Source organism: Actinokineospora spheciospongiae (genome assembly GCF_003182415.1).
Classification (GTDB): domain Bacteria; phylum Actinomycetota; class Actinomycetes; order Mycobacteriales; family Pseudonocardiaceae; genus Actinokineospora; species Actinokineospora spheciospongiae.
The window spans coordinates 18984-35216 of the sequence record NZ_QHCP01000019.1; the positions used below are offsets into that span (position 1 = coordinate 18984).

14 protein-coding genes are annotated in these 16233 nt (G+C 72.5%); 9 read left to right on the forward strand and 5 right to left on the reverse strand.

Annotated features, from left to right (window positions below; translation table 11 throughout):
- The first annotated feature begins 113 nt into the window (after positions 1-113).
- Positions 114-464, forward strand: coding sequence for an STAS domain-containing protein (locus DFQ13_RS31490; protein ID WP_052020622.1), 351 nt, complete (start codon positions 114-116; stop codon positions 462-464).
- Here DFQ13_RS31490 and DFQ13_RS31495 read toward each other — a convergent pair.
- Together DFQ13_RS31495 and DFQ13_RS31500 are read right to left on the reverse strand one after the other, a co-directional pair.
- Positions 461-1456 carry a Ppx/GppA phosphatase family protein gene (locus DFQ13_RS31495; protein ID WP_110082439.1) on the reverse strand — a complete coding sequence of 332 codons (996 nt, stop codon included), beginning with the start codon at positions 1454-1456 and terminating at the stop codon, positions 461-463. The two genes, DFQ13_RS31490 and DFQ13_RS31495, sit on opposite strands and share 4 nt — an antisense overlap.
- Positions 1457-1566: 110 nt before the next feature.
- A complete protein-coding gene (locus tag DFQ13_RS31500) occupies positions 1567-2004 on the reverse strand; it encodes a DUF6292 family protein (protein WP_052020621.1) in 438 nt (145 codons plus the stop codon).
- 219 nt (positions 2005-2223) lie between these two features.
- Here DFQ13_RS31500 and DFQ13_RS31505 point away from each other — a divergent pair, with 219 nt between their 5' ends.
- Positions 2224-2658, forward strand: a complete 435-nt coding sequence (locus DFQ13_RS31505; protein ID WP_063935876.1) for an ATP-binding protein — start codon at positions 2224-2226, stop codon at positions 2656-2658.
- Between the two features lie 864 nt (positions 2659-3522).
- Here DFQ13_RS31505 and zwf read toward each other — a convergent pair.
- Complete coding sequence (gene zwf / locus DFQ13_RS31510) at positions 3523-4932, reverse strand: glucose-6-phosphate dehydrogenase (protein ID WP_110082440.1); 1410 nt, start codon at positions 4930-4932, stop codon at positions 3523-3525.
- Positions 4933-5043: 111 nt separating this feature from the next.
- Entirely contained in the window at positions 5044-6240 is a 1197-nt protein-coding gene (locus DFQ13_RS31515) for a L,D-transpeptidase (RefSeq protein WP_110082441.1), read from the reverse strand.
- A gap of 271 nt (positions 6241-6511) precedes the next feature.
- Between DFQ13_RS31515 and DFQ13_RS31520 the strand changes: the two genes are divergently transcribed.
- From DFQ13_RS31520 to DFQ13_RS31535, 4 genes are all read left to right on the forward strand, one after another.
- Positions 6512-6850 carry an MDR/zinc-dependent alcohol dehydrogenase-like family protein gene (locus DFQ13_RS31520; RefSeq protein ID WP_219994719.1) on the forward strand — a complete coding sequence of 113 codons (339 nt, stop codon included), beginning with the start codon at positions 6512-6514 and terminating at the stop codon, positions 6848-6850.
- Between the two features lie 111 nt (positions 6851-6961).
- Positions 6962-7555 carry a hypothetical protein gene (locus DFQ13_RS31525; protein WP_110082442.1) on the forward strand — a complete coding sequence of 198 codons (594 nt, stop codon included), beginning with the start codon at positions 6962-6964 and terminating at the stop codon, positions 7553-7555.
- A gap of 135 nt (positions 7556-7690) precedes the next feature.
- Positions 7691-9985, forward strand: coding sequence for a GDSL-type esterase/lipase family protein (locus DFQ13_RS31530; RefSeq protein WP_146241423.1), 2295 nt, complete (start codon positions 7691-7693; stop codon positions 9983-9985).
- 139 nt (positions 9986-10124) lie between these two features.
- Entirely contained in the window at positions 10125-10547 is a 423-nt protein-coding gene (locus tag DFQ13_RS31535) for a VOC family protein (protein WP_110082444.1), read from the forward strand.
- Position 10548: 1 nt separating this feature from the next.
- Here DFQ13_RS31535 and DFQ13_RS31540 read toward each other — a convergent pair whose 3' ends face one another.
- Complete coding sequence (locus tag DFQ13_RS31540; protein WP_035285765.1) at positions 10549-11424, reverse strand: class I SAM-dependent methyltransferase; 876 nt, start codon at positions 11422-11424, stop codon at positions 10549-10551.
- 219 nt (positions 11425-11643) lie between these two features.
- Between DFQ13_RS31540 and DFQ13_RS31545 the strand changes: the two genes are divergently transcribed.
- The 3 genes from DFQ13_RS31545 to DFQ13_RS33395 all read left to right on the forward strand — a co-directional run bounded on the left by DFQ13_RS31545 (position 11644) and on the right by DFQ13_RS33395 (position 16146).
- A complete protein-coding gene (locus tag DFQ13_RS31545; protein ID WP_110082445.1) occupies positions 11644-13950 on the forward strand; it encodes a terpene synthase family protein in 2307 nt (768 codons plus the stop codon).
- A 667-nt stretch (positions 13951-14617) separates the two neighbouring features.
- Entirely contained in the window at positions 14618-15130 is a 513-nt protein-coding gene (locus tag DFQ13_RS31550; protein ID WP_233427789.1) for a hypothetical protein, read from the forward strand.
- On the forward strand, positions 15127-16146 hold the full coding sequence (locus DFQ13_RS33395) for a GNAT family N-acetyltransferase (protein ID WP_146241424.1): 1020 nt from the start codon (positions 15127-15129) through the stop codon (positions 16144-16146). The genes DFQ13_RS31550 and DFQ13_RS33395 overlap by 4 nt, the downstream gene beginning before the upstream one ends.
- The last annotated feature ends 87 nt before the right edge of the window (positions 16147-16233 follow it).

Below are 16233 nucleotides of genomic sequence, written 5' to 3' on the forward strand. Positions count from 1 at the left end.
CAGGGTTATGGACACCGGTTCCGCGCCCGGGGTTTGCCGGGGCCGGATACGGGTAGCCCGGTCCCACGCGGTGCGGAAAGCACCGGGACCAGTGCGTGAGAGGACCCCAACCGGTGACGAGCCCGCTGTTGACCGTGCACCGCGAGCAGATCGGCCCGACGGTGGTCGTGCACGCCGTGGGCGACGTCGACCTGGCCACCGTGGCGCAACTGTCCGAAGCGCTGACCGAGGCCACGAAGGCCCCCGCCGCCGAGGGCGTGGTCGCCAACCTCAGCGGGGTGGGCTTCCTCGGCTCGGCGGGGCTCTCGGCGCTGGTCGTGGCCCGCAACGAGGCCGAGGAGGCCGCGCTGCCGTTCACCGTGGTCGCCACCGGCCCGGCCCGCCGCGCACTCGCGCTGACGATGCTCGACTCCACCCTCACCGTCGCCGACGCCCTCGAGGACGTCCTCGGCACGACCGCCTAGGTCCGCTGCCAGGTCTCGCCGTCGGCCATCGGGCGGACGGTGCGCAGCGCCATCGGGTCGGTGGGGGACAGGGCGGTCTGCAACTGGTGCAGCATGATCCCCTCGCGCAGCGCCCACGGGCAGATGTCCACGGTGCTCACGCCCAGCGCGGTCATGGTCGTCCTGGCGACCACGGCCCCGGCCACGACCTGCCCGGCCCGCGCGGGCGACACCCCGCGCAGCCCGGCCCGCTGCGCGGTGGTCATCGCGGCCAGCTCCGGCAGCCAATGGTCGAGGTCGGCGACGCTCAGCGCGCGCTTGGCGAACGGCCCGGCGCTCTGCGGCGGCGCCCCGGCCAGCCGCGCGAGCTGCTTGAACGTCTTGGAGGTGGCGATCGCCCGGTCGAAGGCGCCCTCCCAGCGCAGCCGCTCCACCGCCTCGCGCAGGCCCTCGCGGACGTGCCGGGTCAGCTTGCGTAGCTGCCGCTCGGTGGGCGGGTCCTCGGTCAGGAACCGGCGGGTCATCCGACCCGCCCCCAGCGGCAGCGACATGGCCAGCTCCGGCTCGGCGTCGCGGCCCAGGACGATCTCCATCGAGCCGCCGCCGATGTCGAGCAGCAGCAGCCTGCCCGCCGACCAGCCGTACCAGCGGTGCGCGGCGTGGTAGGTCAACCGGGCCTCGTCCTCACCGGAGAGGAACTGCGGCCGCAACCCGGTCGCGGTCTCCACGGCCCGCACGATCACGTCCCGGTTGGCCGCGTCGCGCACCGCCGAGGTGGCGAAGACGTACAGCTCGGCGACGTCGAGCGACCGCGCCCTGGCGACCACCGCGGTGGTCGCCCGCACCACCCGGCGCACGCCCTCGGTCGACATCGTGCCGTCCCGGCCGATCTCCGTGCCGAGCACCGTGGGCCGCTTGAACGCGTACGACGCCAGCGGCGCCGAACCCGGCCGCGCGTCCACCACGAGCAACTGGGCGGCGTTGGAACCGACATCGATGACACCGAGCCTCATGTCGTCCTTATACCCGCTGCGCCCGTGCGCACCACCTCGGTACCCGCCGCGTCCGGTGCTCGGTGCCGGTCCGGGTGGGGCTTCGCCGGTCTGGCCGCCGGTGGCCTGCCTCAGTGGTCCGAGTGGGTGGCGTAGGCGCTGAGGCGCTCCTCGAAGTCGTCGCGCTCGCCGCGGTCGCGCATCGCGGGCGGGAACGGCGACCCGGGGTCGCCCCCGGCGAGCAGGTCCTTGAGGAACCAGGCCACCACCCTGGGCGTGGGGAGCGCGTCCACCCCGAGGTAGGACACCGGAAGCTGGTCGACGCCGTCCGCACCCGCGAGCTGGGCGGCCCACCCGTGCTCCTCGTCCCAGCCCAGCGCCAGCGCCCGCTCGGGGAACCAGCTCAGCCGGTGCGGCAGCGGCAGCAGCGCGGCGGCCACCGAGCCGACGTCTGTGGTGCCCGCGCGGTGGTCGGCCCCGACGAGGTCGGCGACGAGTTGCAGGTATCCGCGCAACCCGGCGGTGAGGTCGTCGTGCGAGGGGCGACGATCCCGGTGGTCGGAAGTCATGCCCGTCAAGTACCCCCGATCGTGGGAACTCACGCGCCCCCGTCCCGCGCGTCCCCCGCGGCACCGGGGTGACGTGAAAGCGATTTCGCGGTGTGGGGCGTGACACCCACCCGGCACCGGGGTACTCAGGCTGCGAGCGCACGTGCGGATGCGAGCGCGGACGGAGGTGGCACGGTGGTGGACGGCCCGGATGAGCCAGGGGCCGACGGGGGACCGGCGATGGCGGAGGTCGTCCTGGGGGTCGAGGCACCCGGAGTGCCCCCGGCCTCGGACCTGCGACGCGAGTTGACCCGGCGGTTGGCAGACCTCGGCCCCGATCGGCTCGACGTACTGCACCTGGTGTGCGGCGAATTCCTCGCCAACGCCCGAGAACACGGCGGCGGTGTCCGGGGTGTCCGGGTCGGCCGCACAGCCCAACCGGACGTCCTGCGGGTGGAGGTCGACGACCACAGCCCGGTGCTCCCGGTGGTCATGCCCAAGGACATCGAGGCGGTGACCGGCCGGGGCATGTTCCTGGTGGAAAGCCTCTCCCTGGCCTGGGGTGCGACCCCCGCCCACGAGGGCAAGACCGTCTGGGCGGCCGTCCCCTGCGACCCCATCCCACCCCGCCCGGTCCCCACCGACGCCCAGTCGGGCGCCCAATCCGCAGGCTGACCCGGGCACCCGACCCCGGCCGCCGGTCGGCACCGGCGAACCGCCCACCACCCCGCACCCCCGAGGGCGCCCCGCCCGGAGATCGACCCGGCCACCAGCCACCCGACCGGCGCAGCGAGCAACCACCCCGCCCACCGCCCCCTCGGCGCCCCACCACACCGAACCCCACCACGCGCAGCCGCCGAGCACCCCCACAACCGCCGCTTGGCGGCCCGCTCACCCAAACGCTCAGCGGCGCAGCCGCCGACCACCCCCGCGACCGCCGCCCGGCGGCCGGCTCACCGAACGCTCAGCGGCGCAGCCGCCGAGCACCCCTGCAGCCGCCGCCCGGCGGCCGGCTCACCGAACGCTCAGCGGCGCAGCCGCCGAGCACCCCTGCAGCCGCCGCCCGGCGGCTGGCTCACCGAACGCTCAGCGGCGCAGCCGCCGACCACCCCCACGACCGCCGCCCGGCGGCCAGCCACCTGGAACCCCACCGTGCGCAGCCGCCGACCACCCCCGCAACCGCAGGCCCGACGAGCAACTGCCCGGCTGGGTGGATTCGCTTGGGTGGGGGTGGCGATCATGTGACAGCCTCTCTGGGCGGTGGGGCATCTTTTCAGCCCCACCTGACACGCTGGAGCACATGATCGCCGTAGGGGCCCCACCCAAGCGAATCCACCCAGCCGGGCACCCCACACAAATCCCCGGTTCTTCACACACAGCAGGCGAATCCACCCAGCCGGGCACCCCCACCAAATCTCGCCACACAGCAAGCGAATCCACCCAGCCAGGCACCACCAAAGTCCCCGATTCCTGGAACAGCAGGCGAATCCACCCACGGCACCAGAGTCCCAGGCGCCGAACCAGCACAGCCCCCGGGGATCACTCAGGCAGTCGCCACCCCCGCCCACCCGGCAGCCCGTCAGCCGCCCCCGGCCCCCAGGAACCCCTGGCATACCGGTGCACCCGCGGCCTCCCCGCCAGCACCGGATCTCCCAACGCCCACAACCGCTCCACCTCCGCCGCGGTGGTGAACAACGTCTGGTCGTCGTTCAGCACGTCCAGCAGCAACCGCTCGTAGGCCTCCAACGCCTGGCTCCCCGGGAACGCCTCGGCCACGTCCAGGCTCAACTGCGCCTGCCCCACCCGCAGCGCGGGACCGGGCTGCTTCACCCGCAACTCCACCCGCACCCTGGCGTCGTCCGACAGGTCGAACACGATCTCGTTGGGCGCACCCGTCGACCCGAACAACCGCGTGGGCGGCTCGTGCAGCCCCAGGGTGATCGTCCGCCGCGACTCGGCCATCGCCTTGCCGGTGCGCAGCAGGAACGGCACGCCCCGCCAGCGCGGGTTGTCCACCCACACCCGCAGCGCCACGAACGTCTCCACCGCCGAGTCCCCGGCCACGCCGTCCTCGTCGCGGTAGCCGTCGTACTGGCCGAAGACCACGTCGTCGGCGGTGATGGGGCGCAGCGCGTCGAACACCTCGCGCTTGCGCGCGCGCAGCGCGTCGGCGGTCAGTGCCGCCGGTGGTTCCATCGCCAGGAAGCCGAGCACCTGGAACAGGTGGGTGCACACCATGTCGCGGAAGGTGCCGGTCGACTCCATGAACGCGGCGCGGCCCTCGATGCCGATCAGCTCCGGCACGTCGACCTGCACGTAGGCGATCCGGTCGCGGTTCCACAGCGGTTCGAACACGCCGTTGGCGAAGCGGAACGCCAGGATGTTCTGCACCGCCTCCTTGCCCAGGAAGTGGTCGATCCGGAACAGCCGCTCCTCGGGGAACACCTCGTGCAGCGCGGTGTTGAGCGACCGCGCCGAGGGCAGGTCGCTGCCGAACGGCTTCTCCAGCACCAGCCGCGCGCCCTCGGCCAGGCCGGTGCGGCCCAGCATGGACACCATCGGTTCGGTGGTCGTCGGCGGCACCGACAGGTACAGCACGGTCTCGGTCCCCGGGCCCAGTTCGGCGCGCGCCTGCCGCACCCGCGCGGCGAGCGCTTCCCCGTCGGCGGCCGTCGAGGTGCGGAAGGTGACGTTGGCCGCGAACCGGGCCCAGGCGTCGTCGTCGAAGTCGTCACCGGCGAACTTGCGGACCCAGTCCTCCAGCAGCGACCGGTACTCCTCGTCGGTGCCGGGGGAGGTGCGGCCGGAGCCGATCACCCGGAAGCCGCCGGGTATCAGCCCCCGGCGGTACAGGCGGTAGAGGCCGGGGAACAGCTTGCGCCTGGCGAGGTCACCGGTGCCGCCGAACAGGACGAACAGCGTGGGGGCCGGGGTGCCGGTTCGGGTCATCGTGTGCGCTCCTGTGCTCGCTGGGGTCACCGCACCCGAGTGTGCGGTGACCCCAGCCACAAAAGCGCAAGACGTCCCACCACCCGCTGACGCGCACCTGACCGCGCCCGCTCACTTGACGGCGGAACCGGCCACCCAGGCGTCCCACGGCACGGCCCAGTCGCCGTAGGTGTCGTAGACCGGGAGCTGCGGGCCGCCGGAGTTGGCCACCTCGACGACGTCGCCCAGGTTGAAGTGGTCGAAGAACCAGGAGGCGTTGGCCGCGTTGAGGTTGATGCAGCCGTGGCTGACGTTGGCGCTGCCCTGCGAGCCGACGCTGTTGGGGTTCTCGTGGACGAACTCGCCGTCGTTGGAGATCCGCAGGGCGAAGTTCTCGTCCGACCGGTACGCCTTCGGGTCCGGCGGGCACACCCCGTAGGTGCAGGAGTCCATCGTGTACTTCTGCTTCTTGTCCGAGATGACGTGCGCGCCCAGGTGCGTCGGGGTGGCGTCCTTGCCCATGCTGATCGGCATCGACTTGACCAGGGCGCCGTTCTGGAAGACGTCCATCTTCTCGGTGGCGCCGTCGGCCTTGGCCACCCACGAGTCGTGCACCTTGAGGGTCAGGTCGCGGTCGGTCTGCCCGTACACGCCGCCGCCGAGGTCCACGCCGTAGATCCCCGCGTGCAGCGCGATCGTCGTCCCGGCCTGCCAGTACTCCTTGGGCCGGTAGTGCGCCTCGCGCTTGGACAGCCAGTACCAGCCGCCGGTCTGCGCGGGGGTCGAGGTGACGGTGAGCGCCTTCTCCGCGGCGGCCTTGTCGGTGACGTCCTGGTCGAACTTCACCACCAGCGGCTGCCCCACCCCGACGTCGGTGATGCTCGGCGCGGGGATGAACGACGGGTAGGCCTGCGCCTTGGGCGACACGGTCGTCACATCGGCCGTCCGGTCCACTTTGCGGCCGTCGGCGTCCACCACGGTCGCCTTGACCTGGTAGGTCGAGGCGTAGCCCAGGGGTTCGGCGGAGGTCCAGGTCTTCCGGTCGGCCGACAGCGCGCCCTTGACCTGGGTCGCCTTCTTCGCGTTCGTCACGGTGACCGCGTCCAGGGTGCCCTGCTCCGCGGTCACGACGATCGGTGTCGTCGGCGCGACCTGCTCACCCGCCGCGGGCGCCACCACCACCCCGGCCGCCGCGGCGGCCCGCGTGGTCCGGTCCGCCGCCTGCCCGCCGCCCGCGGTGCCCGTGCCGGTGTCGGAGGTGCAGCCGCCCAGCAGCAGGGCGGCGGCCACGGCCGCCGCGAGCACGCCCAACCTGTCCGGTTTGCGCATCTGATCCCCGTGATTCTCGATTGACCGGTTGGAAATGATTCGGTCGAATTGTTCGGGTGTTCCCCACCTATTCGCGTGTCCCGCTCCCGACGGATTCACTTCCCTTTATACGGCGCCACGGGGAATGCGTTTCACCCGCCCGTGGCGCCGAGGCCGCCGCGCTCCCGCTCACCACCATCACCGCCTGGGAAACCCTCTTCGAGCGCATGGGCCTCACCGCCGACAGCACCGGCACCCTGCTCGTCGTGGGGGCGCGGGCGGCGTCGGCTCGATGGTCGTCCAGCTCGCCCGCGGGCTCACCGGCGTGACCGTCGTCGCCACCGCCTCCCGCCCGGAATCCCGCGAGTGGGCACTCACCCTCGGCGCCCACCGCGTGGTGGACCACCGCAGGCTGCGCGCGGAGGTGTCCGACGTGAACCGGGTCTTCTCCCCGTTCTCCGAGGGCAACGTGGAGACCTACGCGGAGACGGCGCGGCTGGTGGACGCGGGGGTGCTGCGGACCACGATGACCAGGAAGCTCACCCCCATCACCCCGGAGAACCTGCGCGCGGCCCACGAGGCGGTCGAGGGCTCCGCGATGATCGGCAAGATCGCGGTGGCCGCTGGGTGATCGTGACCGGGTGATCGTGACCGGGTGATCGGAACCGGTGATCGGGACCGGTGCCCGCCTGATCCGCGGGCACCGGTCCGGGCGCGATGTCCGGTTTGTAGGGTTGCCGCCATGGCGAGCCAGAAAAAGCGCAGGAACCGCAAGCGCAACCGGCACGGGGGATCGCCCACCACGTCCGCGGCGTACGCCGCACGCCCGCCGCGCGAGGCGGAGTCGGGCACCCGGGTGGCCCTGGTGATCGCCGCGGTCGTCGGCTGGATCGCCCTGTTCCCGCTGTTCTGGTTCGTCATCGCCCCCGCCCTGAGCGACGCGGTGGGCACCGTCCCGGTGCTCGACACGATCGTCGGCTGGCTCCCCGGCGGGCTCGCCATGGTCTACACCGGCGTCCTGGTCATGTTCTGGGACGAGATCCCGCAGCCGCGCCAGGGCGTCCACGCCACGACCGCGATCGTCCTGGGCGCGATCGGCCTGGTGACCTTCCCCGGCCTGGACGCGGAAGCGATGCACATCGGGTACTTCGCGGGGATCTACGCCAGCATCCTGTCGATGATCGCCTGGCTCCCCGCCTTCGGCGTCGTCGCCCTGGCCCGGCGGCCGTTCACCTCCTCCTGGGAGATCCCGCGCCGCTGGAAGGGCGCCACGATCATCGGCGCGGCGGTCCTCATGCTGTTCCTGGGCGCCGGTGTCATGCGGACGTGGTTCTGACCGCCGCCTGAGGTCTACCGCCGACCCTCGAAGAACGCTATTATCTGGATAGCTTCACTCTTGGGTGCTGGTTGCGCACCCTCCTGCCGGGGGCGGGGATGTACCTGCCCCCCCGCCCCCTCCGAGAGGAATCCGGTGTCCAGACCTCTGCGGGCGTTGCTTGCCCTGGTGTCCACGCTCGCCCTGGCGATGGCGCTGATCGCTTCGCCCGGCTCCGCGGTGGCCGCCCCCGGGGATTTGCCGAACGTGGGGACCTGGAACCTCCAGGGCGCCAGCCACAGCACGGAGAACAAGTGGCAGACCGGGGTGGGGCCGCTCATGCGCGAGTACCGCCTCCTGGCCCTGCAGGAAGCGGGTTCCCCGCCGGAGAGCGCGATCGAGCAGCAGGTCGTGACCATCCCGGACGGCACCGGCCGGGAGTGGCGGGTCCACGAGTTCAGGTGGCTCGGGACGGAGAGCAGGCCGAACTCCTACGTCTACTGGCTGGAGACGGACCCGAACGGCCACCGGGTCAACCTCGCCATCATCACCCGTGAGCGGGTCGATGCGATCGACGTGGTCGCAGGTCCCTACCGCCCAGCCCTGGGCGTGCGCCAGCGCGGCGCCTGGTACTTCAGCGCCCACGGCGCCTCCGGCAGCGGCGGTGACGTGCCGACGTTGTTGAACAACATCAACCAGCGGGTGGGCGCCCACCGGCAGGCGGACCACGCGGACTACCGCTGGTACGCGCTCGGGGACTTCAACCGGGATTCGCGCAACGGCGGCATCCCCTTCGTGGTGAACCCCACCGCCGGTCCCACCCACCCGGCCACGGCGCCCACCAGCCACTACGACTACATGGTGCGGGACAACGGCGTCGAATTGCAGGGCACCGTCCTGGCCGTGCAACTGTCGGACCACCTCGCGGTGCGGTACACCTTCCCGCCCGACGACCAGCCGGACCCCACGCCGACGCAGAGCCTGCGCGTCATGCCGCTGGGCGACTCGATCACCGAGGGCGTGGGGAGCTCCAACCACACCGGCTACCGCTCGGAGCTCTACGACCAGCTCCGCGGCGACGTCACGACCCTGGACTTCGTGGGTTCGCTGAGCTCGGGCGCGATGTCCGACCCGCAGCACGAGGGCCACAGCGGCTGGATGATCGACCAGATCACCGCGGCGGCCGACCTCTCCGTCGCCACCCTGCGCCCGAACGTCGTCACGCTGCACGCGGGCACCAACGACATGGACCGCGGCGACGCCATCGCGGCGCCGGGGCGGATCAACCACCTGATCAACCGGGTGCTCGCGGACTCGCCCGGCGTCGTCGTGCTGGTCGCCACGCTCGTGCCGTCGACCTCGCCCACCGTGCAGGCCCGCATCGACTCGTTCAACCAGACGCTGCACGAGGTGGTCGCCGGGCACCAGGCCGACGGGCACCACGTCGGCCTGGTGGACATGCGCGGGGTGACCACCGCCGACCTCGACGACACCCTGCACCCCAACGACTCCGGCTACCACAAGATGGCCGACGCCTTCCACCACGCCATCATCGGCGCCGTGCAGGACGGCTGGATCACCCCCGGGGGCGCCGTGCCGCCGTCCTGCCCGACCCCCGGCGGCAGTTGGCTGCCCCGGGGTCAGATCGCCTCCGGAACCGGCTTCGCGACCGGCCCCTCGGTCCGCTTCGCCGACCTCGACGGCGACGGCAGGGACGACTACCTGGTGCTGCACCCCGGCGGTGCCGTCGACGCCTGGCGCAACAACGGCGGCGACCACGACGGGCACGCGGGCTGGATTCCGATCGGCCGCGTCGCCGGGGGCACCGGCTCGGGCCCCTCGGACACCGTCACCTTCGCCGACCTCGACGGCGACCACCGCGACGACTACCTCGTCATCGGCACCCAGGGCCAGATCAACGCCTGGCGCAACAACGGCGGTGACCAGAACGGTCCGCAGGGCTGGATCGCGCTCGGGCAGATCGCCACGGGCGTGCCCGAGGTCGTCACCAGCAGGCAGATCGAACTGGCCGACGTCAACGGCGACGAGCGCGACGACTACCTCGTCGTCTCCCAGACCAACGCGGTCGACGCCTGGTTGAACAACGGGGGAGACCACGACGGGCACGCGGGCTGGATTCCCCGCGGGCGGATCGCCTCCGGTGTGGGCACGTCCAGCGACACCGTGCTGTTCGCCGACCTCACCTGCGACCGGCTGGCCGACTACGCGTTGCTGGGCCACGGCGGCAGGATCGACGCCTGGCGCAACATCGGCGGAGACCGGGACGGGCAGGCCGGTTTCATCCCCATGGGCCGGATCGCCACGGGCACCAGCGCCCCCGGCGCCGTCCACCTGGCCGACCTCAACGGCGACGGACTGGACGACTACCTCGTGGTCGACCAGAACGGCGTCGTCAACGCCTGGCAGAACAACGGCGGCGACCCGGCCTGACCCCGCGCCGTGGCCCTCCGCGACGGAGGGCCACGGCTGTTTCCCCTGGCCCGCGGGCGTTCCCGGGCGGATCGCTGCGTTCCCGCGCCGACCGGATCGGGAGCACGGGATTGTCGGGGGTCGGCGCTAGCGTGCCCGCATGGCGATCCGGATCGATCTGACGCTCGACTGCGCGCAACCGACACCGCTGGCCGCGTTCTACAAGGCGGCGTTCGGCTACGAGGACGAACCCCCGCCCGCGCCGTTCACGACGCGGGCGGAGTGGGTGGCGAGTTTCCCCGAGGACCCGCACGACGACGCCGACGACGGGGCGTGGCTGCACGACCCGGAGGGGGTGGGGCCGCGGATCTTCTTCCAGCAGGTGAAGCAGCCGAAGGTGGAGAAGGTCCGGCTGCACCTGGACTTCCGGGTCGCCGGAACGGGGACGCCGCAGGAGCGGTGGGCGCGGATTCGCGCCGCCGCCGAGCGGATCGAGGGGTTGGGGGCTCGGCGGCTGGCGGAATTCGACGGCCACCACGTGGTGCTGGCCGATCCGGAAGGCAACGAGTTCTGCCTCGGCTGACTTACTCCTTGCGTCCTGTGTGGACGGTCAGGGCGTGCAGGAAGAAGACGTCCCGGCGGTGCAGGACGCCGTGCGGGGAATCGGGGTCGAGCAGGGTCTCCAGGGTGGCCTTGTCCTCGGGGAGCAGGGCGTCGGCCAGTTGGTCCCTGGTCATGGTGAGGCGGGTGTGGACGAACCGGCGGTCCTCCGCCGACAGGGGGGCGGGCAGGTCGGCCAGGAAGGTCTTGGTCCCCGCCGGGGTCAGGCCCGCCTTGGTGATCATGCCGGTCCAGTCCTCGACCGCGGCCGCCGTCTCGGGCAGGTCGGTGCGCATGTCGCTGAACCAGTCCTGGGCCGCGGCGTCCATCCTCGCCTCCAGCCCGGGGGTGCCCAGGCCGAGGTCGCGGGGCAGGCAGCGCGGCGGCAGCCCGCCCTCGACGACGGCCAGGACACCGCCGGGGCGCAGGGTGGCGGCCAGCGCGTCCACCGCGGCCTGCTGGTCGCCGACGTGGTGCAGGGCCCGGCTGGACCAGGCCAGGTCCACCGGGTCCAAGCCGTCGACGCCGCCCGGGAGTTCGGCGCGGTGGGTGCGGAACCGGCCGCCCAGGCCCAGGCGCTCGGCGCGGGCGGCGGCCCTGGCCAACAGCCCGTCCTGGGGGTCGAGAGCGGTGACCTCGGCGTCGGGGAAGGCCTCGGCGAGCACGCAGGCGGCCAGCCCCGGGCCGCTGCCCGCGTCCAGGACGCGGGCGACCGGGACGGTGATGAGGCCGCTGAGCCAGGCGGCGGCGTCGGCGTTGAAACCGCGGTGCAGCGCGCCTTCCTGCTCCAGGATGTCGCCCATCACCTCGTGGGAGTAGTCGTGGTGGCCGTGCGGTCCGTGCGCCTTGTGGTTGTGCATGGCACCAGCCTGCCCCCGATCTAGAAGTCTGGCAAAGATCGTTGCCGATCCGGCAAACCTCGGTCATCGAGAGCGTCCTGTTGCATGATCACGCAGCGTGTTCTGTTGCCCAAACGAGTGGAATGCTGCAAAAGATCTTGGCGCGGGGCGTGCGAGTTGGTTGTCTGCACGCGAAGCCCTAGGCCCACGGGCCACCGCACGAGAGAGGTCGGGTGCCGTATGCAGCCGTTCGAGCTGCCCGAGTTCTACATGCCCTACCCCGCGCGCCTGAACCCCGACCTCGACGGTGCGCGGGTGCACAGCAAGGCCTGGGCGTACGAGATGGACATGATCGACGTCCCGCAGGAGGGGACGGTCATCTGGGACGAACACGACTTCGACTCCCACGACTACGCCCTGCTCTGCGCCTACACCCACCCGGACTGCCCCGGCCCGGAACTCGACCTGGTGACCGACTGGTACGTCTGGGTCTTCTACTTCGACGACCACTTCCTGGAGCTGTTCAAGCGCACCCACGACATGGCGGGCGCCCGCGCCTACCTGGACCGCTTGCCGCTGTTCATGCCGGTCGAGGGGGCGATCACCGAGGTCCCGACCAACCCGGTGGAGGCGGGCCTGGCCGACCTGTGGGTGCGCACCGTCCCCACCATGACCGCCGACTGGCGGCGCCGGTTCGTCGACAGCACCAAGGCCCTGCTCGACGAGTCGCTGTGGGAACTGGCGAACATCAACGAGGGTCGGCTGTCCAACCCGATCGAGTACATCGAGATGCGCCGCAAGGTCGGCGGCGCCCCCTGGTCGGCCAACCTGGTCGAGCACGCGGCGGGCGCCGAGGTCCCGCACGTCATCGCCGCCTCCCGGCCGATGCACGTGCTGCGCGACACCTTCTCCGACGCGGTGCACCTGCGCAACGACCTGTTCTCCTACGAGCGCGAGGTCCACGACGAGGGTGAGCTGAGCAACGGTGTGCTGGTGTTCGAGAAGTTCCTCGACGTCGGCACCCAGGAGGCCGCCGACGCCGTCAACGACCTGCTGACCTCCCGGCTGCACCAGTTCGAGCACACCACGCTGACGGAGTTGCAGCCGCTGTTCGACGAGCACGGCGTCGACCCCGAGGGCAGGCTCAAGGTCCTCGCCTACGTCAAGGGGCTGCAGGACTGGCAGTCCGGCGGCCACGAGTGGCACATGCGCTCGAGCCGCTACATGAACAAGAACGCCCAGGCGACCCGGTCGCCGTTCCCGTTCGGCCCCTCCGGCCTGGGCACCTCCGCCGCCCGGCTGGTCCCGGCGCTGCTGGAGTCGCTGGCCGTGCGCGCCCGGCGGCACGCGAACGTCCCGTTCCGCCCGGTCGGCGCCCTCCGCAAGCCCCCGATCGACCTCCCGTTCGGCACCACCCTGAGCCCGCACCTGGCCCGGGCCAGGGAGAACGTGGTCGACTGGGCCGCGCGGATGGGCATCTTCGAGCCGGTGCCCGGCGGCCCGGCGCACGAGGGCGTGTGGACCGAGGAGAAGATCCGCGACTACGACCTGCCGCTGTGCGCGGCGGGCATCCACCCGGACGCGAGCGCCGAGCAGCTCGACATCACCTCCGGCTGGCTGGCCTGGGGCACCTACGGCGACGACCTGTACCCGGTCGTGTTCGGCCGCACCCCGGACATGACCGCCGCCAAGGTCACCACCGCCCGCCTGGCCGAGTGCATGCCGATCGACGGCGCGCCGACCATCGTGCCGGTGAGCGCGCTGGAACGGTCGCTGGTCGACCTGTGGCAGCGCACGTCCGCCCCGATGACCCCGGAGGCCAGGGAGACGTTCCGGCGGACCATCGTGGTGATGACCGAGAGCTGGTTGTGGGAGCTGGAGAACATGCACCTCAACCGCATCCCGGACCCGGTGGACTACATCGAGATGCGCCGCAGGACCTTCGGCTCGGACCTGACCATGGCCCTGTCGCGGATCGGCCACGGCCAGACGGTCCCCGCCCACATCTACCAGACCCGCCCGGTGCAGGCCCTGGAGAACTCCGCCGCCGACGTCGCCTGGATGATCAACGACATCTACTCCTACCAGAAGGAGATCCAGTTCGAGGGCGAGGTGCACAACCTCATCCGGGTCGTCGAGCACTTCCTCGACACCGACCTGGAGCGCGCCACCGCCGTCGTCGGCCGGATGCTCGCCGACCGCCTGGCCCAGTTCCTCCACGTCATCGAGGTCGAACTCCCCGCCCTGTTCACCGACTACGACCTCGACGCCGACGCCCAGGCGATGCTGCTGCACTACGCCGAGGAGCTGAAGCACTGGATCGCGGGCATCCTCATCTGGCACGAGGACTGCCGCCGCTACCGCGAGGAGGACCTGCTCCGCCAGTTCGGCCCCGCCTCCCCGGGTGCGGTGGCGGCAGCGGCGGTTCCGGCGACCGGTTCGGTGTCGACCTCCGGCCCGACGGTCGTGGCGAGCCTGCGCGGCCCGACCGGCCTGGGCGCCTCCTCCGCCCGCCTCACCCCACCCGCCGCGGTGGCCGGGCGCTGACCCGCCCACGGGCCCGCGCCACCCCGCGACCGCCTGCTCGGCCCCGGACGCGCCCCGAGCCCACCACGGGCTCGGGGCGCGTCCGGGGAGGCGGCCACCCCGAGAACTGCCTGCCCGGCGGCCGGCCACCCCGGGCGCCGCCGCCGACCCCCACAACCGCCTGCCCGGCCGGCGGTCACCGAACCCACTGGCCCAGCGGCCCGCACTCCGCCGACCGCGGGTCCGGTCGCCAACCGCCCCCGAACCCCCACCAATTCAGCCACCCCGGACCCCATCGGCGCAGCGACAAGCGGCCGCCTCGAAAACCGCCGGGCCAGCAACCAGCCACCGCGCCCCCCGACGCAGCCGCCTGCCACGCCGAGCCGATCGGCGCAGCCACCGAACATGTCGGACTCGTCTGCGCAACCGCCGACCACGCCGCCGACCGCCGGCCACGCCGAACCCCGCCAACCGCCTGCCTGCCGTGCCGAACCGCCCGACGAACCGCAGGCCGGGCACCCCGGAAAAGATCTCGGCTCTTGAGCCGGAGCACACGGCGCAGTCCAGGCGAAGCGGACCCGCGGCAAGAGACCGGGCTCCGACACAGCCACCGGAAGCCGACACCCGCCCGGAATTCCTCCACCCAGCGGACTTCCCGGGCCGGTCCACCGTGGCACACTGCCTCACCGTGCGACCGCTGCTCTGGACCCCGACCTACCGGCGGGTGGTGCGGACCGCGTTCGCCACGGTCCCGCACTACCGCGAACTGTGGGCCCTGCACGGCCGCACCGACCCGACCCTCGTACCCGGCCGCACCGGCGCCCACGCGGGTGCCACCCCCGCCGAGGTCGCCGTCGAACGCCTCCCCGACCTCGTCCCCCTCCGGGGCGGCCCGGCCGAGGCGAACCCGTACCGCGGCCTCGAAACCGCCCCCCTGGGACACCCCGTCCCGCTCGCCGCCGCCCGCGACCACCCCGGAGCGGGCATCATCCGCGACGACCTCCTCGGTGTCCTGGCCGTGCGCGCCGACTGCGGCCGGTGGCACCTGTGCCACCGCGACGTGTACGCCCGCGCGACCCCGCTCGGCCTGGCCTTCACCCTGCTGCGGCAGCGGTCGCCGATGCTCGTCGACATCGCCCCCGGCACGCAGGGGGCCGTCGGCGCCTGCCCGATCCACGGAAAACCGGTGGTGGAGCTGTGAGAGCCGACGTGTTGGACCCGCGCACCGACCCCGAACCCGCATACTGGGACGACCTGCGCACCCAGGCCGGTCTGCGCGCCGACTGGGCGTGGCCGGTGCTCGCCGTGCAGGCGTGGGGCGCGCGCACCCCGCAACTGGTCACCGTCCTGTTCGACGGCGCCGAGCCGGTCGCCGCGGTGAACGCCGGGTGGCTCGGGTTGCCCGCGGGCCGGTTCTCCTTCGCCCGCGCCGGGTCCCGGCCCCGGTTGGGGGCGCTGCACGTGCGCGGCCCCGGTTCGGCCGCCGTGCCCGGTTGGTGGTCGGCCGAGCACGTGCCGCTGGCCGAGTTCGCCGACGCCTACACCAGGGCCGTGCGCGCGGCGCTGGGGCCGGGTGCGCTCGGGGTGGTGTGGCGCCAGGTCCGACCGGACCAGGTGGACCAGATCAAGCACCGGGTGGGCAAAGCCCTGACCACCGAACCGCTCTGGACCATCCACACCGGACGCTGGACCGACCGCGAGCAGTGGCTGATGGCGCTGTCGCGCAGCAGGCGCAGCAACCTGCGCGGCATCGTCAAGCGGATGACCGCCGACGACAACCTGGAGGTCCGGGTGCAGACCGGCGCGGTCATCGACGACCGCCCGGTGGCCGAGGTCATGCGCTGGAACGACGCCAAGTACGGCGGTGCGCTGATCCCGCGCGTCCGGGTCCTCGGCGGGTACCTGCGGGAGCTGTCCGCGCAGCCGGACGTGCGCAGCTACAGCTACCTCGACCGCTCCACCGGCAGACTGCTGGCGTTCGGCCACGTCCTCGACCACCCGCAGCGGCCGGTCGTGCGGAGCTGGTCGCAACTGCCCCTCGACCGGGGCGGCATCCGCGACCTGTACTTCCACCACCTGTCGAGTGTGGTCGGGTGGAGCATCGACGAGGGCAGGCTCGGCCTGGAACTGGGCAAGGGCAAGTCCCGGGAGAAGGAGTCACTGGGCGCCGAACCGACCGAACAGGTCGCACTGGCCGTGCCGACGCGCTGGTGGTGACCGGCTGCCGACCACTCCACTCGGGCCGTCGGGCTTCGGGGGCGCCCGATGGTCACGCGGTGGCGGTCCAGGCGTGAGGACGTCGGC